Below are 18,527 nucleotides of genomic sequence, written 5' to 3'. Positions count from 1 at the left end.
TTTGTGCGGTTACACGTCGATGGAGAAGTAGAAATTGTCCTCCGGCATGGTGCCGCCGACCGCCTCGGGGCTCGCGGCGTGAAGCACCTCGAGGTATCCGGACAGCGCATCTTTCATCTCCTCGCCGGTGAGGCAGACGAGATGGCAGTTGGGGATGGCCGCCTCCGCGACGGCCTCGGACTCGATGATGCCCGCTTCGACCACGAGCGGAGCCGCGGCGGCAGGGTCGTCGTTGACCGTGGCGACAGAGGCCGCCTGCGCGGTCAGGAACTCGACAACCGCCTGCTCGTGCGCCTCGGCGAACTCGCGGCGCACCACGGTCACGCCGGTGACCATCTGGCTGCCCTCGTTGGCGTACTGTGCCCACACGTCGGTCAGGTCGACCGGCGCGCTCAGCGCATCGTTCTTGGCGAGCGCGGCGGTCACGAACGGCTGGGGCAGCACGCCCACAGCGGATGCGTCGGCGGCCAGCGTGCTGACGACCTCGGTCGCTTCGCTCTTGAACTCGAGCGTGACGGAGTCGGCGATGCCGGCGGCGTTCAACAGGTAGTTCATGGTGTACTCGGGGGTCGTCCCCTTGCCGGTGAGATAGACGGTGCGGCCGGCAAGATCCTCGAAGGAGGTGACGGACGCGTCTCCGGTCACCACGGACAGCACGCCGAGCGTGTTGATGTCGATGCACGCGATGCCCTGCTCGGTCTTGTTATACAGGACAGAGGCGGCGTTCGCCGGGATGAGGGCGATGTCGATATCGCCCTTGATGACTTGCGGCAGGATCTCGTCCGCGGCCTTGTAGATGTTGAACGTGTAGGTGTTGTCGTAGCGCTCGGCGTCCTTGGCGAGCTCCATGAAGGAGACGAGGCCGATGGACGTGGGGCCGGAGAGGGACGCGACGCGGACCTCGACGCTCTCGACGGGTTCTTCCTCGGCGCTTCCTGCGGCGCTCGAGGAGCTTCCGGTCGATGTCGAGCCGGCGCCTGCCGTGGAGTCGGAGCACCCGGCGAGAGCAGCGACGGCGCCGGTGACGCCCATGCCCGCTGCGGCGAGGAAGGTGCGACGGCCCATCGTCGCCTTGAGCTGCTCGGATATGCGTTTCATGGTGAGACCTCGATTCTTTGCATATGGTACTTCGGCACACACGATACCCGTGCGCGTGCATGTTGCGTGCACTATTTTGCGAATCCTTGCGTCAAAGTACGGACAAAACGCAGGGTTCAATTATAAAATATGGGCACGCCTGACAAACGTCCGAGAGGGGACAACTATATGAGCAACTCCATGCGAGGTGTGTACACGAACATCACCAAGATTCGTCGTACCGTCTTCAAAGAGGTCGCGCGCATCGCCTACCAGGGCGGCGTCGACGTCGATGGCGACGGTGTGGTCGATACCGATGATTACGGCTGGGTCGACAACCTGCCCTACGAGATCATTCCGGGCGATGTCGCGACGTACCGCGAGAGCGTGTTCATCGAGCGCGCCGTCGTGGGCGAGCGCATTCGCTTGGCGATGGGCCTGCCCCTGCAGGGTGTCGATAAGCCCGCGATGCTTTCCGAGGGCGTGGCCGAGGCCGCGAAGCCCGAGACCTATTACGAGCCGCCGCTGATCAACGTCATCAGCTTCGCGTGCAACGCCTGCGAGGACAACGTCTACCGCGTGAGCGATGCGTGCCAGGGCTGCATGGCGCATCCCTGCCGCGAGATCTGCCCCAAGGGCGCGATCTCCTTTGTGGACGGCAAGGCCCACATCGACCAGTCCAAGTGCATCAAGTGCGGCCGCTGCGCCTCCGTGTGCCCGTACTCGGCCATCCACCACTACGAGCGCCCCTGCGCCGCCGCCTGCGGCATGAACGCCATCGGCTCCGATGAGCAGGGCCGCGCCAAGATCGACTACGACAAGTGCGTCTCCTGTGGCCAGTGCCTCGTGAACTGCCCGTTCGGCGCCATCGCCGACAAGAGCCAGATCTTCCAGGTCATCCACGCCATCCGCGAGGGCGAGGAGGTCATCGCCGAGGTCGCCCCGGCCTTCGTCGGCCAGTTCGGCGGCAAGGGCAACGTCGACAAGCTGCGCCAGGCGTTCAAGGAGCTCGGCTTCTCCGGCATGGAGGAGGTCGCGCTCGGCGCCGACCTGTGCGCCGTGCAGGAGGCCGGCGACTTCATCGAGGAGGTCCCCGACAAGATGCCGTTCATGGGCACCTCCTGCTGCCCCGCCTGGTCGGTCATGGCCAAGATGGAGTTCCCCGAGCATGCCGAGTGCATCTCGATGGCGCTCACGCCCATGACGCTGACCGCGCGCCTGATCCGCAAGCAGCACCCCAACGCCAAGATCGTGTTCGTCGGCCCCTGCTCCGCAAAGAAGCTCGAGGCGCAGCGCAAGTCCGTCAAGTCCGAAGTCGATTTCGTCCTCACCTTCGAGGAGATGGCGGGCATGATGGAGGCCAAGGACATCGACTACACCAAGCTCGCCGGTGAGGGCTCGAGCGACTTCGAGGTCGCGTCCACCGACGGCCGCAACTTCGCCGTCGCGGGCGGCGTCGCCAACGCCGTGGTGAACGCCATCCATCGCGACGACCCGTCGCGCGTCGTCAAGGTCGCCAACGCCGAGGGCCTCGACAACTGCCGCAAGATGATGAAGGATGCCGTCAAGGGCAAGTACGACGGCTACCTGCTCGAGGGCATGGCATGCCCGGGCGGCTGCGTGGCCGGCGCCGGCACGCTGCAGTCCATCACCAAGACCGCGGCTATGGTGAAGGCCTACGCCAAGAAGTCCCCGCACAAGAACGCGCCGGACGACCAGTACATCGATTGGATCCCGGAGCTCGAGCGCCCCGAGGACGGCCAGCATGTCGATGCGGTCGCCGAGGCCCACGACGCGCTGAAGCCCGTCGAGTAGCCTGTAATCCTTCGCTGGATATGAACGCGGCCGGCCCCTCGGGGTCGGCCGCTTTTTTTGCGGCCTCACTCCGTGCAAGTCGGGGACGTACCTTCCGCGTGCATGCATGCACGCGGAAGGTACGTCCCCGACTTGCACGGAGTGAGGCGATCGGTGTTTCCCTAGATGGTGAACTCTGCGAAGGGGGCGTCCCCGCCTGCATCTGCGGGCTTTCCCGCATCCGTCACGGCGCCCTCGTCTCGCAGGAGGTTCGAGATGTCCATCTCCGGGTTCTGGAACGCGATGTCGAGCAGCTCGATGAAGTCGCGAATGACCTCGCGCGGCGTCAGGTGCGAATCGGCGCCCACGCGGCCGAACTCGATCTGCAGAAACGCGGCGAGGTCCTCGTCGGTGATCGTGCTCGTGTAGCCAAAGTACCCGGCGTGGATCTGCCCCAGCTTCTCGATCAGCACGAGCAGCTCCTCGTAGGTGAGCGGGTGCAGGCGGATGATGGGCGCCAGCATGTCGCGCATGTCCTCGCGGGCGAACCGCCCCTGGGTGAGGCGGCTGCGCAGCGCCTCGTAGGAGAACACGCCGCGGCGCCGGTCCTCGATCGACGTCGGCGTTCCGCCCATGATGATGCCCAGGTAGTGCGCCTTGCCCTGCAGCGTGTCGTTGTACATCGTGAGGATCTTCTCGTAGTTGTACTGCCGGGTGATGGCGTTCGGGATCTTGTACAGGTTCACGAGCTCGTCGATGAGCACGAGCATGCCGCGATACCCCGCGCCGCGCAGGAATGCGGCGATGAGCTTGATGTAGTCGTACCAGTCGTCATCGGTGATGATGACGGAGGTTCCCAGCTCGGATTTCGCCTCGGTCTTGGTGCGGAATTCCCCGCGCAGCCACCGCGAGACGCTCGATTTCGTCTCCTCGTCGCCCTCGGTGCTCGCCCGGTAGTAGCGCACGAGCATACGAGCGAAATCGAACCCGTGGACGAGCTCCTCGAGGCCGGCCACGGACGCGCGGGCGCGCGCCTCGCCATCCGTCTCGCCCTCGGCGTTCACGTTCGCGACCCAGCGGTCGAGGATGAGGCCGAGCGCGCCCCCTTCGGGCCGCGTCTTGGTCGAAAGGTTGCGGATGAGCTCGCGGTAGGTGGCCAGACCCTGGCCCTGGCCGCCCTGAAGCCGGCGCTCGGGCGACAGGTCCGCGTCGGCGACCACGAAGTTCTCGCCCATGGCGTGCGTGCGGATGGTCTGGAGTAGGAAGCTCTTGCCGGCGCCGTAGCGGCCGACCAGAAAGCGGAACGAGGCCCCACCGTCGGCGATGAGGTCGAGGTCGGTCAGAAGCGCGCGGATCTCCACCTCGCGGCCCACGGTGATATAGGGCAGGCCGATGCGCGGCACGACGCCGCCTTTCAGGGAGTTCAGGATGACGGCGGCCACGCGCTTGGGCACGCGCGGGGCAGATGATGCGGTATCGCTCATGCGAGCAACTCCTCCAGGTCTTCTCGGTAGTCTTCCACGACGGTCGGGCCGGATTCGCCGAATTCGACGACCGTGTCCCCGATCAGGTCGAACGCCGTCTCGTTGATGGCGTCGACGAGCAGGTCCTCAGGGGTCTCGCGCACCGCCTCGGCGCGCGCTTGGGGGTCGTTGGCGAGCAGTGCGCGCAGGTAGGTCGCCTGCGCAGACGGGAAGGGGGAGGAGCCGTCCGCCGCATCGTGCGCCGCCTGCGCGGGGGCAGGGCCCGCGACGGGCGCGCGGGGCGCCGAGGGCTCCTCTCGTGTTGCGACCGGCTCCGTGGCAGGCTCGGCCTGGGCCGGCTCTGCTGGCGGGACGTCTTCGCGCTCCTCATCGATCAGGAGTGCCTCCCTCGTCTCTGCCGCCGCGCTGCGGATGCCGGAGAGCTTCGTCAGGTCGATGTCGATGCGACGGGGCGCATGCGAGCGCTCCCACAGCTCCCAGGCGTCGATCTCCCGCTCGATGATCTGCTCGAGATACCTTGGGATCTTCTCGTCTTTCAACTGGTGCGCGCATCCCTTGCGTACCCGCATGAGCCGGTCGACGGCGCGCATCGCATCGCCCAGCTTGCTGCTGCGGGAGCGGCTGCCGTGCACGCGCTCGCAGGTCCACAGCCCGCCCTCGCAGGTGAAGCGGGACAGCGGGGTGAGATCGACGACGGCGTCGGGATGAGGGGTTTTGGCAAAGAACACCGCCGAGGCGAACATGGTGTAGGGCAGCCGGGCGCGCGACCCGAAGAGGCTCTCGATGAGGCCGCACTTGCGGTGCTTGTCGTAGTAGCGGACCAGTTGGACATAGGTGGCGCAGGCGACGTGGCGCAGGCCTTCGGGCTGCTCGCGGTACATGCGCGATGTTCCGATTCGGTAGGTCGACAGCGCGTCGACGGCGCGAAGCATCCGGTCCTCGAACCCGGCATCGACGGGCAGCAGCGCGCCGGACGTCTTGGCCGACTTCTTGCCGCGCACGGCGGCTTGGGGCCGCGCCAGGGCGATCTCGGTCACGGCCTGAAGCTCGATGAGCAGGCGGTCGAACGCCACGTTCTTCTGATCGGCGACGAGCTGGGGGTCGAGGCCGTGGTAGACGACGTAGTCCTGCAGCCAGACGCGCGCATAGCGGTCGATTTCGGGGGCGAACGCGCGGTAGGTGTCCCAAAACGCCTTGAACTTCCCGAACCCGTCGAGAGGGTCCGCCACGCCGATGCCGCACAGCAGCTCGTACAGGTAGACATAGGCAAACGAGAGGGAGGTCTCCTCGATGCTCCCGCGGCGCACGGCGGCGCGCCAGGTGAAATAGCCGCGTAGCTGCCGATCGCTCATGGCGTTGTAGGTGGGGTAGAACGATTTGAACGTGCCGTGGTAGGGGCAATCGTCCTCGAAGTCCTCCATGAAGATGCCCTGGCGATAGAACAGCTCGGCTTCGGAGAGCCATCGTCCGCGCGCGCCGTCGCCGTCCTGCTGCCACCGGGAGATGGCGCGCATCTCGCGATACCGGTCGGGTAGATAGGTGGCCATCTGGCGTGCGGTGGTGAGGATCGGCTCGGAGGTGTAGATGCGGTCGGAGAAGTGCGAGCTGCGACGCAGCTTCTCGTCGTTCATGATCTGGTCGATGATTCGCTGGACGTCTGCCATCTCGCCCTCCTCCCCCTCGCCCGTCGTCGATTGCGGTAGTGGTCCATTCTACCACACGAGCAAACAGACGTTCGGGAGTCGTGCGTATCGGTGGCAACCGCGGTGCAAGGGGCTGCAACATAAGGTCCCTTTAGTATCGCCCCATAGGGGCTTTTTACCACGGCGGCGGGGCCGCGGCGGGCCGGTGGCCGTTACGTCACGCCGCCGATCGGCGGCTCCCCGTCACCTACTCGATCCGGCTGCCGTCCTCCTGGTTCCGGATGCACCTCCTGATCACCGACCCGTTCAGGCCGACGGCGCTCACGCAGCAGCCCCTGGCCCGCAGAGTCCGCTCCCTGCCCGCGGCCCGTCGCCATTCCGGGTGCCTCTCGTGCGGGATTATCGCGCTCTTGCCCTTCAGCTTCCCGATGACGTCGCCGGCGCTCAGCTTGGGGGCGATCCTCAGGCATATGTGGATGTGGCCGGGGCAGGCGGACCCCTCCGCCATCTCGACGCCGTCCATGCGCTCCGCAAGCGCCCTCGGTATCTCCCCGACCTCCCTTCGCGTCTCCCCGTACAGGACCTTCCTCCTGTACTTCGGTATCCACACGATGCGGCAGGCGCGCCCCCGGCCCGTGCGCGATAAGCTATGCTTGTCCATATGGTCCCGTCCTTCCGGACGGCGCAGCCGGCCCGCCAAAATCGTCGGAATATCGATGGTGCGGGTGGGCATGGTTACGAAATCGGTGTGCGCACCATCAATCCACCGACACCGACCAAAGAGAGATTCAAAGGGTCTTGGACTCTATGCCCATGCGAAAAAAGACAAGTCGGCTGTTGAGGCTTATAGGGCAAAAAGTGTGTCCTCTTTAGAGGTGCCGATCTGCGTCGACATCTCTAAAGCGGACACACTTTTTGCCCTATAAGCCGCCGTTGAAGACGGTGCAAAGTAACCCGTCTTCAACGGCAGACTTGTTTGCGATACTGCTTTCTCCAAAAGAACGCTATCGAGAAATCGGTCTCATCTACTTGGCTCTGATGTATTTATACATGCAGACAATGCCAAAAATCATGAACACAATTTTCAGAACGTCAATGCATAGTGACATCAAAAAGGTTCCATATACGGCTAGGAGCTCCATGATCTTACCTTCATTCGGTCGCCCAGAGCGTAATGTGATCAACCGGAACTGTTGCACTTACCGTAAGGCCGGTGCTTGGGTGCGTATACCTAAAATTCGCAAACCCAACTATATGGGCTTTGACGAATTCGTTTCCATATAGATACTTAGTGTGAATAATGCTGTAATCCGTATGCGCTTCATCATGTCCCTCCTTTGCCAGAGGTTTGGCTGCTATGCATATTCTCCTTTCGTTAGAAGTTGACCAATATTTAAAAATATGATAGCAATCCTTTTCTCAGTCGGTATTTTATGAATTCCTATTCATCGGTTAATGGGCATTCGAATCGGTAAAAGGTTCGTCACTTATTTCTAGATTCCTGCTAGGACATCGACAATACGTGCGCCATGAAAAATCACTGTCTCCCTATAACGGAATTCGTCGAACATACAGGGGCGCGCGTGGTATGTGGTGCCTGGACCTTGCTCTACAAAAACCGGCGTTCATCGGTCTCGGCTTCGGAATCCTGATTGGCCTGTCCTATTTGCGTACGGCCTTATAGTTTTGATAGTGCCTCTGTTAGATCACCGTGGATATGCGGTTACGCCGCCTTGGCCTCCCAGTATCCCCAGAAGGGCTGGGGCTCCGTCTCGAGCGCGCGCCGGCGCGTCTCGTACCTGCCGTTTGAGGTGCTCGAGGTCGGAGGACGCCGACCGGCCCAGGCGGATACGGGTGAACCCGACCCTGAACGCGTTCAGGGGGCGCGCCAGCGAGATGCTGCGAAGCGAGGCCGGGTCCGCCCTGAGGAAGAGGTGCTCCGTCGACGTGGAGACCGCGTTCGGCAACATCAAGCGCAACCTCGGCTTCACGAGGTTCACGCTGAGGGGGCTCGAGAAGGTGGAGCTCGAGTGGAGGCTGGTCGCCACGGGCCACAACATACGCAAGCCCTTCCTCGCGGAATCGAGGAAGGCGGGGGCGGGGGCGCCGGCGTAGGGCCGGCCCCCGCCCTTTTTCATTTCCGCGGCGGGCGCGGCCGCCGCGGGATTCCGGGCATGGAAGAGGGGCTGCACCAAAATCGCTTTCGATACAGCCCCTTGCGGTCATGCCTTCGCTATGTGGCGGTAGAGGAAGCGGGGGAGGGGGCAGGACACGGTGAGGATGTCGGGGGTGGATGGGTCGCCCGAGCCGCCGGCGAGCTCAAGCGCCTGGTCGACGTTGGTGCCAAGGCGGACTGCGGCGATAAGCCTGTCGATCGCCTGCGAGCGCGTGCGGCGCAGCGTTCCCATGCGAGGACTCGTACGCGTGCGGACGATCAGGTTCCCCGCGCCGAGCGCGATGCCTCCGCACCAGATCGCGTACCCCCTGTCGCAATATGTCTCAAGGTCGAGCAGCGCGTCGCGCGCCGCGTCGGGCGCGTAGGCGTCGGTCATGGCGATAGCGTACACGCGCGCATGCTGTTCCAAGGTGCACGCACGCCACGCGCGCTCAAGCATGTCGACGTGATGGGCGGACGACGCATCGGCTGGTAGGGATACGGCGATGACTGCCGCATCGAAACCTTTCGGTTCATCGGAATCGTCGCGAGCAGCCTCGACCTGTTTGTTGCAGGCGAAACGGACCATGTCGGGCACCGAGCTGCTCGAGGACCGTGCGTAGGCGGTCAGCGCGTCGGAAAAATCGTCGAACACAGCTTGAGCTGCCGGATCGGCGGTATTCGGATTCGTGTCGATGAGCGCGATACGGCCAGGGGCATGCAGCTCGACGGGCCGTGCCCGCCGCAGAACTTGCTGCGCATGCGGGTTCGCAAAGCTCGCTGCATCGTGCTCGCCGCGACAAGAATCGCGTTTTGCCCCTCGCATCGCACCCCTCCTTTCACGGCATGCTGCACCTATGGTAGCGCATCGGCCGCAGCAGGCCTCTATGGGTTGGTTGGGGACGGGTTCGTTTCAACCCATCGGAACCGGAAGCGTCCCGCCGCCCGCCGCTCCACGCCATCTCATGAACGCGGAGGGGCCCGTATCCACGAGGTCTAGCGGGGGCTAAGGATAAAGATTGCAGCCATGTTTAGAACACGCGTGCGGGAGGCTGTGGGCCATCGGGTGCTATGCTGAACAGCACGTATAACGGAAGGTCTCACCATGATGAAGTCAACGAGTTCAGCGTTTGCCCGGATCAAGCCGTCCGGCATCCGCCGCATCAACACCCTTGCCGCCCAGCAGCCCGATTGCATTCCCCTGGCGCTCGGCGAGCCGGATTTCGACACGCCGCCCGCGATCTCGGCGGAGGTCGCGGCGGCCCTCGCGCGCGGGGAGACGCACTACCCGCCGAACTGCGGCACGCCGGAGCTGCGCCGCGCCATCGCCGCGTACATGGCGCGCCAGGGAATCCCCGCAGATCCCGAGGCCGTCACCGTGACGGCCGGCGCCACCGAGGCCATCTCGGCCACGCTCGCCGCCCTGCTCGATCCCGGCGACGAGGTCATCATCCCGGTGCCGGCCTTCACGCTCTACGAGGCGGCGGTGCACATCAACCGCGGCACGCCGGTGCTCATGAGCACGGTCGCGGCCGGGTTCCAGATCGACGAGGGCGAGCTGCGCGCGCTCGTCACGCCGGCGACCAAGGCGATCATCATTTGCACGCCCAACAACCCGACCGGCTGCCTGCTCGATGCCGCCTCGCTCGACGCGGTCGCCGCCGTGGCGGAGGAGGCCGGCATCTTCGTGATCTGCGACGACGTGTACAACCGCCTGGTCTACGAGGGGCCCTACGAGCGCTTCGCCGTGCGCCACCCCGAGCTCGCGGACCGCACCGTCGTGGTGGACAGCTTCTCCAAGCCGTGGGCGATGACCGGTTGGCGTCTGGGCTGGGTGAGCGCGGCCGCTCCGATTGCCGCCGAGATCGCCAAGGCGCACCAATATATGGTGTCCTCGGTGCCCGCCTTCGTCATGCCGGCGGCGGCGCGTGCGCTCGAGGTCGACCCGACCCCCATGCTCGATATCTACCGCGCGCGCCGCACCCGCGTGCTGGAGGCGCTCGACAAGATGGGCATGCCGCCGGCCGTCAAGCCCGCCGGCGCCTTCTACGCGTTCATCCCCGTGACGCAGACCGGGCTCGGCTCCGAGGAGTTCTGCGAGTGCGCTATCGTCGAGGCGGGCGTGGGGCTCGTGCCGGGCGAGTGCTTCGGGTGCGCGGGCTTCGTGCGCCTTTCCTACTGCGTGGCGGACGACGCGCTCGACGAGGGCCTGCGCAGGCTCGAGCGCTTCGTCGCCTCGCTGAGAGGATAGGGAGTCTGCCGGCAGGTCCGAGCGCTGGCCGTACACGGGCCTCGCGGCTCATGTGTCGTGGACGTGAATTTAGACCGCGCGCTTGACGCGGTCTGCGCGCCACGGCATACTACAACAGGTTCACGCACGAATCCGCTGCCAGAGACAGCCGGCGCCAAGGAGTCCCAGCAACTCCAAAGCTCAATGGGGTAACCCGCCAGCCGAGGTGGTCGAGCAGATATGTCTTCTCGCCCCCGTCGCTCTCTACAGCGCGGGGGTTTTCTTTTCTTAAAGACATGCCCCCGTCACGTCCTGCACGGGTCCGTGCCTTAAGAAAAGCGAGAAGGAGGTGTAACAATGCCACAGCAGTACAAAGTCGACATGGTTGCAGAGATCGAGTCTCGTCTGCAGGAGAACAACGGCATGTTCGTTGTCAACTACAAGGGTCTGACCGTTAAGCAGGCTCAGGAGCTGCGTCACCAGCTCCGCGAGACCGGTGCCGAGATGAAGGTGTACAAGAACAACCTCGTGCGCATCGCTCTCCAGAACCAGGAGCAGCCCGCAATCGACGATATCCTCGTCGGTCCGGTCGCTTACGTGTTCTACGAGAACGAGCCCGTCGAGGCCGCCAAGTGCCTCAAGACGTTCGTCACGAAGTCCAAGGGCGTCCTTGAGATCAAGGGCGGTATCTCCGAGGGCAAGGCGGTCAACGCCGAGGAGGTCAACGCTATCGCCGAGCTGCCCACCAAGGATCAGCTCCTGGGTCAGATCGCCGGCCTCATCTCTGGTTTCGCGCGCGACATCGCTGTTTGCGTCAACGGCGTTTCCAGCGGTCTTGCTCGCTCGATCCAGCAGGTCTCCGAGCAGAAGGCAGCCTAGTTTCCAGGTTCGTCTTCAGGCGGCCGCATAGCCGCACCCGTTCCCGGCGCTTAGCGCCACCGCACACATCTCCCTGCGAAACGCAGGGAAACCGAAAGGATTTTTAAAATGGCTAAGCTTACCACCGATGAGATCATCGAGGCCCTTAAGGAAATGACCCTGCTCGAGGCTTCCGAGCTCGTGAAGGCTATCGAGGACACCTTCGGCGTTTCCGCCGCTGCTCCTGCCGCCGTCGTCGCCGCCCCCGCTGCTGGCGGTGCCGCCGAGGAGGAGGAGAAGACCGAGTTTGATGTCGTGCTCGAGGGCTTCGGCGACAACAAGATCCAGGTCATCAAGGTCGTCCGCGAGCTCACTTCCCTCGGTCTCAAGGAGGCCAAGGAGGTCGTCGAGGGCGCTCCCAAGGCCGTTCTCGAGGGTGTCAAGAAGGAGGACGCCGACGCTGCCAAGGAGAAGCTCGAGGCTGCCGGCGCTGCCGTCTCCATCAAGTAACTTCTTGCAGACGAGTCGTCTGCTTTCGCGCGCCGCATAAGCGGAACGCATGCGGGGTCCGGGCAACCGGGCCCCGTTTTTTTATGGCTCAAGACGCCCGTGCCGGTGCGACAGCGCGGCGCGGGGGCGAACGATCAGCGTTTCCTCAGGTCCGGATCCCTATGACAGCGCCCGCTCGAGCTCTGTGCGCGCAGAGGACAGCGCCTGCTTGATGAGCAGCTCCTTCTCGGGCGTGAACCGGTACGCGGGGACGGAGACCCCCAGGCCGTAGCCCACGGCGCCGCGCGCGTGCACGGGGGTGGCCACGCAGGTGATCGCATCGTCGGTCTCGCGGCGATCATAGGCGAACCCGGTGCAACGGATCGCCTCGAGCTCCGGTTCAAGCTCGTCGATAGAGCGAAGCGTTGCATCCGTGAAGCGCTCGAATCGCTGCGGGAGCAGCGCCTCCAGGTCCGGACGGGCCTTCTCGCTCAGCAGGGCCTTCCCGATTGCGGTGCAGTACGCCGGCAGGGTCCCCACCTCGGATTTGAGGCGGACGGGCTGTGAGGAATCGATGCGCAGGATGTAGAGCACCGACGCGCCGTCGAGGATGCCGACCTGCGCCGTTTCGTCGCAGGCGTCGACAACGCCTCTGACCACCTCTCTGAGCAGGCGCATGTCCGAATCGGTGCGGTCGTAGGCCCTGCCCGCCACATAGGTCTTGATGCCTACGCGGTAGCGCGCCCCGTGCTCGTCGAGCGCGATGAACCCGCTGCCCGCCATGGTGTGCAAGATGGGGGAGAGGCTGCTTTTGGGCGCATCGAGCGCGTGGCAGAGCTCGGTGAACGTGAGGCCCTCGGGGTGCGCCGTCAGCTGCTCCAGCACGGCGAGGACGCGTTGGGTCGCGCGATGCTGCTTGACGTCCTGCTCCATGGTCTGCTCCTCGGAATCGTGGTCGAACTCACTTGAAAACGCGTTTCGTGAGGCTATACTGAAGTTGTAATACAGAACAGAGTTCCTATATAGGAACAATTTGAAACACCACAACCCGCATGTCTTCATGGAACACGAGCGAGCGGTCTTGCTCGGCGATCAACCGGGAGGAACGGTATGAGGAACTCCGTAGCTATCGATGCCAGGGACAATGTCGTGGTCGCCATCTACCCGCTGAGCTCGGGCGAGACCGCGGTCTTCTCGCTGCCCGACGGCAGCGAGGGGGCGGTGACGGCGGTGCAGGACATCCCGCTGTTCCACAAGATCGCGCGCTGCGATATCGCCAAGGGGCAGACCGTGGTGAAGTACGGCGAGTACATCGGCGTCGCGACATCGGACATCAAGGCGGGCGAGCACGTGCACGTGCACAATTGCGCAAGCTCCGACGAGCTCAAAGACGCCGATGCCGCCAGGCAGGACACCTCGCGCGTCGTCGAGCGGCATGTCGAGGCGGGGCCGACGCGCACCTTTTGGGGCTATCGCCGCAGCGACGGCCGCGTGGGCATCCGCAACCACGTGCTCATCCTCCCCACGAGCATCTGCGCCTCCGACACCACTGAGCGCATCGCGCGCGCGGTCGACGGGTGCGTCACGTTCCACAACCAAAACGGCTGCTCGCAGGTCGCGCGCGATCAGCAGATGACGATCGACACCATGGCCGGGCTCGCCGCCAACCCCAATATCGCCTCGGTGCTCGCGGTGTCGCTGGGGTGCGAGGGCTGCCAGAACGACCTGGTCGTGGACGCCATCCGCGAGCGCACGGACAAACCGGTCAGGACGCTTGTCATCCAGCAGGTCGGCGGCTCCATCAAGGCCGTCGAGGAGGGCACGCGCATCGCGCGCGAGCTCGCCGACGAGGCGTCGCTCGAGTGTCGCGTCGAATGCCCCGTCTCCGAGCTGATCTTCGGCACCAACTGCGGAGGCTCCGACACGTCGAGCGGCTTGGGCGCCAACCCGCTGATCGGCGAGGTCTCGGACTGGATGGTCGCCCAGGGGGCGACCTCCGTGCTGTGCGAGACGCCCGAGCTCTTCGGCGGCGAGCACATCCTGGCGCGCCGCGGCAAGACGCCCGAGGTCGCCGAGCAGACGCTCAAGATCGTGTCCGACTACGAGAAGTACGTGCAGATGTTCGGCGCCGAGATGCGCGAGGGCAACCCCAGCCCCGGCAATATCGCCGGCGGCCTCACGACGCTCGAGGAGAAGTCGCTCGGCTGCATCCACAAGGGCGGTCACAGCGACATCTCCGCGGTCTACCCGTACGCGGCCCCGCTCAAGGCGGGGGAGGGCCTGGTCATCATGGATACGCCGGGCAACGACGCGTCCTCGGTGGGAGGCATCATCGCCGGCGGGTGCCAGCTCGTGGTCTTCTCCACGGGTCTCGGCACGCCGACGGGCAACGCGGTGGCGCCCGTGCTGCGCCTGACCGCAAACCGCAACACCGCGCAGACCATGGCGGACAACATCGATTTCGACGCCTCGGCGACCATCTACGGCCCCGAGTCCATGATCGAGCTGCGCGACCGGCTGATCGACCAGATCATCGACGTCTGCAACGGCAGGCCGACCCGTGCGGAGGCGCTCGGCTACACCGAGACGGCGCTGCCGCACCTGTGCAACTACATGTAAGCGGGCGCGCCGGGCGCGCACGGAGATAAGGAGCAAACCCATGAATCTGCATCTCAAGGGAAAGGTCGTCATCGTCACCGGCGGCTTCAAGGGCATCGGCAAGGGAATCGTCTTCCAGCTCGCGCGCGAGGGCGCCATCCCGGTCGTGCTGAACCGCAAAGACGGTGTCGAGGACGAGTTCATCAAGGAGATCTCCGAGATCACCGACGAGTACGACATCCACTACATCGACCTGAACGACACCGATGAGCTCAAGCCCATCGTCGAGGACGTCTACAGGAAGTACGGCCGCATCGACGGCATCGTAAACAACGCCGGACGCAACGACAACCTCGACCTGGAGTCCACGACCTGGCAGGAATTCGAGGCGTCGCTGCACAACAACCTGACGCACTACTTCGAGCTCGTCCACCAGGCGGTGCCCTATCTGAAGGAGTCCAAGGGCTCCGTCGTGAACATCTCGTCCAAGGTCGCGCTGACCGGTCAGGGCAAGACGTCCGCCTATGCCGCCGCCAAGGGCGCGATCCTTGGCCTCACGCGCGAATGGGCTGCCGCCCTCGTCGCCGACGAGGTCCGCGTGAACGCCATCGTGGTCGCCGAGGCATGGACCCCGCTGTATGCCAAGTGGATCAAGTCCTTTGGCGACGAGGAAGCCCAGCAGGCCCGCCTGAGCCTCATCACCGACAAGATTCCGCTGGGCCATCGCATGACGACGGTCGAGGAGATCGCCGACACGACGTGCTTCCTGCTGTCCGACCGCTCCTCGCATACCACGGGCCAATGGCTGAACGTCGACGGCGGCTACGTCAACCTTGACCGCTCGCTGGCGTAAGGGGAGGACCCATGGCCGATCTGAAGGTCATCGATTCCCACTTCCATGTGTGGGACCTCGAGACGCAAAGCCTTCCTTGGCTCGAGGGCACCGATGGCAGCATCACGCGCACCTACACGTTCGATGACCTGGAGGCGCTCTACGGCAAGCTTCCGGGCGTCGAGTTCGCGGGCGGCGTGTACGTCGAGGTGGATTGCGCCGACCCCGTCGCGGAGGACCGGATCGTCTACGATCTCATGGCTCGGCATGAGAAGATCCGCGCGGCCATGCTGCGTAGCACGGTGAGCCCCAGCATGCGCGTGCCGCTGCATGCGACGGGCATCCGCGAGCCGCTGCATATCGATAGCGAGCCCCGTGGCCGCTGCCTGGAGCAGTCGTTTGTCGACGGCCTGCGCGCGCTCGCCGCGGCCGGCATGCCCTTCGAGTCGTGCAACCGCGTGTCCGAGCTCGAGGACGCCTACGAGGCGTTCGCCCAGGTGCCCGAGGAGACGGTGATCCTCAACCATCTGGGCAATGTCGAGGCGCTCGACGAGCCGTGGTGCGCGGTCATGAGGAAGTTCGCCGACCTGCCCAACCTGTACGTCAAGGTTTCGGGCTATCCCACTTCCGATCGCGGCTTCGTGTCCGAGCTGCTCGCGTTCGTGCGCGAGACGTTCGGCGCCGACAGGCTGCTCTATGCGTCTAACTGGCCGGTCGTGGAGATGTACTCCTCCTTCGAGGAGCACTTCGACCTCCTGCGCGATGCGTTCGGTGACGACGAGGGCTTCTTTATGAACAACGCCGTGCGTGCCTACGGCCTTACGCTGTAGGGCGCGCGGAACGCGCGGGGCCGCTCGAGCCTCGCGCTGGTATCCCTTGATATGCGGGGCTGTGCCCCGAGAGGAGCGTCAACCATGTTTGAAGGTATCTACTGCCCGTCGATCACCATCACCGACGATGAGGGCAAGATCGATTACGAGCTGTGGGGCAAGCATCTCGACCATCTGGCCGATGCCGGGATCGACGGCGTGCTGCTGTTCGGCAGCATCGGCGAGTTCTTCAGCTTCTCGCTGGAGGACAAGAAGGCGGCGCTGGCGTTTGCGGTCGAACGCGTCGCGGGCCGCATGAAGGTGCTAGCAGGTGTGGGCGACACCATGCTCGCCAACGTGATCGAGTTCACGAAGTTCGCCGAGCAGGTCGCGGCCGATGGCGTCGTGGCGGTCTCCCCGTACTACTTCGGGCCGACCGCGCCGACCGCGAAGGTCTATTTCGGCGCCATCGCCGAGGCGACCGAGCTGCCCGTCATCCTGTACAACTTCCCCGCCCGCACGGGTTCGGATCTCACCCCTGAGCTTGTGGCCGACCTGGCGCGCGAGCACAAGAACATCTGCGGCATCAAGGACACGGTCGACACCATCAGCCATACCCGCAAGGTGATCGCCGAGGTGCGCAAGGTGAACCCGGAGTTCTCCGTGCTGTCCGGTTTCGATGAGTACTACCTCGTCAACCGCGTGTCCGGCGGCAACGGCGTCCTGTGCGGTCTTACCAACGTCGAGCCCGAGCTGTTCGCCAAGATGCATGCCGCCTATCAGGGCGGCGACTTCGCGACCGCGGTTTCGTGCGCCGAGCGCATCTCGCAGCTCATGGCGGTGTACGACACGTGCGACCTGTTCATCTCGGCGATCAAGGCCGCGGTGAACATCAAGGGCCTTCCGATCTCCACCAAGATCAACGAGCCGGCCGTCCAGGTGACGCCCGAGCAGATGGAGTCGATCCGCTCGCTGCTGGCGTCGGTGCAGTAGGGCAGCGATTTCGCACCGGTCTTGGCCGTGCGGGGCGTCCGGAACGCGTGGGGGGACGCTGTATCCGCCCGCGTGCAGAACCGCAGAGGTAAAAGGTTTTATCAAGGTGCGGAGACGTCCTGTTTTGAATTTGGTATCAACTCGCGTGCAAGAAGGGCTGCTTTGAGGCGGATCGGAGGCCCCTTCCGGGGCCACCGGAATCGGTCTGGCAAAGAAACCGCAGGTCACAGGCTTGTCAGATATGGCCGTTTTCCATCTGTACTGCCCGATTTGATACCAAATTCATGTTCAAGAAATAGTAACCCCCTCGTTCCTGCTGTTTTGCGGTGAGGTTTCCCCACCGTGCGGGGCCGAGGGGTTTTGCGCGACCATCCGAGATGGGTCGCGCCTCATCCAAAGGGGTACCCATGGCGCTGATCACCGTAAACTGCTTCTCGTCCATGCTCATGAGAACGGTGCCGATAAACGTGATTCTTCCTGTGGACAAGCAGGTCGAGGCGGTTCGCGCCGAGGAGGACGGCGCCCGCTACGTGCCCAACGAGCCCGCGGGCGGGTTCAAGACGCTCTACCTGCTGCACGGCATCTTCGGCAACTATACGGACTGGGTGAGCGGCACCTGCATTCAGCGCTGGGCCGAGGAGCGCGACCTGGCCGTCGTCATGCCCTCGGGCGACAACATGTTCTACCTCGACCAGCCCGCGTCCCACGACTACTACGGCCGCTTTATCGGCGAGGAGCTCGTCGCCCTCACGCGCGCGATGTTCCCCCTGTCCCGCCGCCGCGAGGACACCTTCATCGGCGGGCTCTCCATGGGAGGCTACGGTGCGCTCCGCAACGGGCTCAAATACGCCGATACGTTCGGAGCCATCGCCTCGATGTCGGGCGCGCTGCTCGTCGACGGGGTTTCCGAGCGGACCGACGACACCTCGACGTTCTTCCAGTCCCGCAGGTTCGCGAAGGCGGTCTACGGCGATCCGGATGCCGTCGCGGGCAGCGATCGCGACCCGCTGTGGCTTGCGGGTCGGCTGGTCGCATCGGGCGGGCCGCTTCCGCAGATCTACGTGTCGTGCGGGACGGAGGACTCGCTGCTCGCCGCGAACCGGGATGTGGCCCGCGAGCTGGGAGCACAAGGGTTCTCGGTGACTTATGAGGAGGCCTCCGGCGGCCATACCTGGGAATACTGGAACCGCGCCATCGAGCGGGTGGTGGACTGGCTGCCGCTCGACGAGCCGGTCATGGGCATCGGCAGCGGAAACGTGCACGTGTAGGCGCGTGCGCCGCGGGCGGGCGCCCTTTTGCGTCATCTGCCTTCATCTGATAGCGCGGCGATGTGCATATCGTCGAAAAGGCCCGGATCGTCCGGGCCTTTTGTTGTGCGGATGAGCGGGGCCTGAGCCGAACGATTCGCCGGCCTGAGCACCCTTATAGTGCAAATTGTATATTCTCATCAAGAAACTGCATAAAAATCTGCTCAAAATAAAACCCATAAGGGTCATAGGTTGAGTTCGTCATTGTTTTTGAGTGCCCTTTCCCAACATGCGCTGCACCCCTCAGCATTTCCCCAG

The 18,527-nt window shown here is 64.4% G+C and carries 16 protein-coding genes; 10 read left to right on the top strand and 6 right to left on the bottom strand.

What is annotated here, in order from left to right; all coding sequences use genetic code 11:
• Nucleotides 1–9 precede the first annotated feature (9 nt).
• Nucleotides 10–1,098, bottom strand: coding sequence for an ABC transporter substrate-binding protein (locus B5F74_RS11145; protein ID WP_087202508.1), 1,089 nt, complete (start codon nt 1,096–1,098; stop codon nt 10–12).
• Between the two features lie 168 nt (nt 1,099–1,266).
• Between B5F74_RS11145 and B5F74_RS11140 the strand changes: the two genes are divergently transcribed.
• Nucleotides 1,267–2,892 carry a 4Fe-4S dicluster domain-containing protein gene (locus tag B5F74_RS11140; protein WP_066829462.1) on the top strand — a complete coding sequence of 542 codons (1,626 nt, stop codon included), beginning with the start codon at nt 1,267–1,269 and terminating at the stop codon, nt 2,890–2,892.
• Between the two features lie 161 nt (nt 2,893–3,053).
• Here B5F74_RS11140 and B5F74_RS11135 read toward each other — a convergent pair whose 3' ends face one another.
• The 3 genes from B5F74_RS11135 to tnpA all read right to left on the bottom strand — a co-directional run bounded on the left by B5F74_RS11135 (nt 3,054) and on the right by tnpA (nt 6,659).
• Nucleotides 3,054–4,355, bottom strand: coding sequence for an ATP-binding protein (locus B5F74_RS11135; protein WP_087202506.1), 1,302 nt, complete (start codon nt 4,353–4,355; stop codon nt 3,054–3,056).
• Nucleotides 4,352–6,019: a TerB N-terminal domain-containing protein gene (locus B5F74_RS11130; protein WP_087202505.1), complete on the bottom strand. Its 1,668-nt coding sequence runs from the start codon at nt 6,017–6,019 to the stop codon at nt 4,352–4,354. Before B5F74_RS11130 ends, B5F74_RS11135 begins: the two co-directional genes overlap by 4 nt.
• A gap of 226 nt (nt 6,020–6,245) precedes the next feature.
• Nucleotides 6,246–6,659, bottom strand: a complete 414-nt coding sequence (gene tnpA, locus B5F74_RS11125; RefSeq protein ID WP_087202503.1) for an IS200/IS605 family transposase — start codon at nt 6,657–6,659, stop codon at nt 6,246–6,248.
• 929 nt (nt 6,660–7,588) lie between these two features.
• On the opposite strand from tnpA, the gene B5F74_RS12730 reads away from it, so the two are divergent.
• The gene (locus B5F74_RS12730; protein WP_343217560.1) at nt 7,589–8,113 is read left to right on the top strand and encodes a transposase; all 525 of its coding nucleotides are present in this window, start codon (nt 7,589–7,591) and stop codon (nt 8,111–8,113) included.
• A 107-nt stretch (nt 8,114–8,220) separates the two neighbouring features.
• Here B5F74_RS12730 and B5F74_RS11115 read toward each other — a convergent pair whose 3' ends face one another.
• Nucleotides 8,221–8,979 carry a hypothetical protein gene (locus B5F74_RS11115; RefSeq protein WP_087202500.1) on the bottom strand — a complete coding sequence of 253 codons (759 nt, stop codon included), beginning with the start codon at nt 8,977–8,979 and terminating at the stop codon, nt 8,221–8,223.
• Nucleotides 8,980–9,258: 279 nt separating this feature from the next.
• Between B5F74_RS11115 and B5F74_RS11110 the strand changes: the two genes are divergently transcribed.
• The 3 genes from B5F74_RS11110 (at nt 9,259) to rplL (ending at nt 11,751) form a co-directional block, all read left to right on the top strand.
• On the top strand, nt 9,259–10,404 hold the full coding sequence (locus B5F74_RS11110; RefSeq protein WP_087202498.1) for an aminotransferase class I/II-fold pyridoxal phosphate-dependent enzyme: 1,146 nt from the start codon (nt 9,259–9,261) through the stop codon (nt 10,402–10,404).
• 336 nt (nt 10,405–10,740) lie between these two features.
• Nucleotides 10,741–11,262, top strand: coding sequence for a 50S ribosomal protein L10 (gene rplJ, locus B5F74_RS11105; RefSeq protein WP_087202497.1), 522 nt, complete (start codon nt 10,741–10,743; stop codon nt 11,260–11,262).
• Between the two features lie 108 nt (nt 11,263–11,370).
• Nucleotides 11,371–11,751 carry a 50S ribosomal protein L7/L12 gene (rplL, locus tag B5F74_RS11100; RefSeq protein ID WP_066829429.1) on the top strand — a complete coding sequence of 127 codons (381 nt, stop codon included), beginning with the start codon at nt 11,371–11,373 and terminating at the stop codon, nt 11,749–11,751.
• Between the two features lie 159 nt (nt 11,752–11,910).
• Here the strand turns inward: rplL and B5F74_RS11095 are convergent, their stop codons facing one another.
• Nucleotides 11,911–12,663 carry an IclR family transcriptional regulator gene (locus tag B5F74_RS11095; RefSeq protein ID WP_158095771.1) on the bottom strand — a complete coding sequence of 251 codons (753 nt, stop codon included), beginning with the start codon at nt 12,661–12,663 and terminating at the stop codon, nt 11,911–11,913.
• Between the two features lie 177 nt (nt 12,664–12,840).
• On the opposite strand from B5F74_RS11095, the gene B5F74_RS11090 reads away from it, so the two are divergent.
• The 5 genes from B5F74_RS11090 to B5F74_RS11070 all read left to right on the top strand — a co-directional run bounded on the left by B5F74_RS11090 (nt 12,841) and on the right by B5F74_RS11070 (nt 18,230).
• A complete protein-coding gene (locus B5F74_RS11090) occupies nt 12,841–14,349 on the top strand; it encodes an altronate dehydratase family protein (protein ID WP_158095770.1) in 1,509 nt (502 codons plus the stop codon).
• Nucleotides 14,350–14,389: 40 nt separating this feature from the next.
• Nucleotides 14,390–15,181 carry an SDR family oxidoreductase gene (locus tag B5F74_RS11085; protein WP_087202494.1) on the top strand — a complete coding sequence of 264 codons (792 nt, stop codon included), beginning with the start codon at nt 14,390–14,392 and terminating at the stop codon, nt 15,179–15,181.
• 11 nt (nt 15,182–15,192) lie between these two features.
• The gene (locus tag B5F74_RS11080; protein ID WP_087202492.1) at nt 15,193–15,990 is read left to right on the top strand and encodes an amidohydrolase family protein; all 798 of its coding nucleotides are present in this window, start codon (nt 15,193–15,195) and stop codon (nt 15,988–15,990) included.
• Nucleotides 15,991–16,074: 84 nt separating this feature from the next.
• Complete coding sequence (locus B5F74_RS11075) at nt 16,075–16,962, top strand: dihydrodipicolinate synthase family protein (RefSeq protein ID WP_162607725.1); 888 nt, start codon at nt 16,075–16,077, stop codon at nt 16,960–16,962.
• 407 nt (nt 16,963–17,369) lie between these two features.
• On the top strand, nt 17,370–18,230 hold the full coding sequence (locus B5F74_RS11070; RefSeq protein ID WP_087202488.1) for an alpha/beta hydrolase family protein: 861 nt from the start codon (nt 17,370–17,372) through the stop codon (nt 18,228–18,230).
• Nucleotides 18,231–18,527: the final 297 nt, after the last annotated feature.

Source organism: Collinsella sp. An271, from assembly GCF_002159695.1.
Lineage (GTDB): Bacteria > Actinomycetota > Coriobacteriia > Coriobacteriales > Coriobacteriaceae > Collinsella > Collinsella ihumii.
Note: the sequence above shows the minus strand (reverse complement) of the source record. Positions and strands in the feature narration are given on the sequence as shown.

Excerpts from the sequence above, each read along its gene's own strand:
- B5F74_RS11145 (WP_087202508.1), bottom strand. The coding sequence starts at position 1,098 with ATGAAACGCATATCCGAGCAGCTCAAGGCGACGATGGGCCGTCGCACC.
- B5F74_RS11140 (WP_066829462.1), top strand. The coding sequence starts at position 1,267 with ATGAGCAACTCCATGCGAGGTGTGTACACGAACATCACCAAGATTCGT.
- B5F74_RS11135 (WP_087202506.1), bottom strand. The coding sequence starts at position 4,355 with ATGAGCGATACCGCATCATCTGCCCCGCGCGTGCCCAAGCGCGTGGCC.
- B5F74_RS11130 (WP_087202505.1), bottom strand. The coding sequence starts at position 6,019 with ATGGCAGACGTCCAGCGAATCATCGACCAGATCATGAACGACGAGAAG.
- tnpA (WP_087202503.1), bottom strand. The coding sequence starts at position 6,659 with ATGGACAAGCATAGCTTATCGCGCACGGGCCGGGGGCGCGCCTGCCGC.
- B5F74_RS11115 (WP_087202500.1), bottom strand. The coding sequence starts at position 8,979 with ATGCGAGGGGCAAAACGCGATTCTTGTCGCGGCGAGCACGATGCAGCG.
- B5F74_RS11110 (WP_087202498.1), top strand. The coding sequence starts at position 9,259 with ATGATGAAGTCAACGAGTTCAGCGTTTGCCCGGATCAAGCCGTCCGGC.
- rplJ (WP_087202497.1), top strand. The coding sequence starts at position 10,741 with ATGCCACAGCAGTACAAAGTCGACATGGTTGCAGAGATCGAGTCTCGT.
- rplL (WP_066829429.1), top strand. The coding sequence starts at position 11,371 with ATGGCTAAGCTTACCACCGATGAGATCATCGAGGCCCTTAAGGAAATG.
- B5F74_RS11095 (WP_158095771.1), bottom strand. The coding sequence starts at position 12,663 with ATGGAGCAGGACGTCAAGCAGCATCGCGCGACCCAACGCGTCCTCGCC.
- B5F74_RS11090 (WP_158095770.1), top strand. The coding sequence starts at position 12,841 with ATGAGGAACTCCGTAGCTATCGATGCCAGGGACAATGTCGTGGTCGCC.
- B5F74_RS11085 (WP_087202494.1), top strand. The coding sequence starts at position 14,390 with ATGAATCTGCATCTCAAGGGAAAGGTCGTCATCGTCACCGGCGGCTTC.
- B5F74_RS11080 (WP_087202492.1), top strand. The coding sequence starts at position 15,193 with ATGGCCGATCTGAAGGTCATCGATTCCCACTTCCATGTGTGGGACCTC.
- B5F74_RS11075 (WP_162607725.1), top strand. The coding sequence starts at position 16,075 with ATGTTTGAAGGTATCTACTGCCCGTCGATCACCATCACCGACGATGAG.
- B5F74_RS11070 (WP_087202488.1), top strand. The coding sequence starts at position 17,370 with ATGGCGCTGATCACCGTAAACTGCTTCTCGTCCATGCTCATGAGAACG.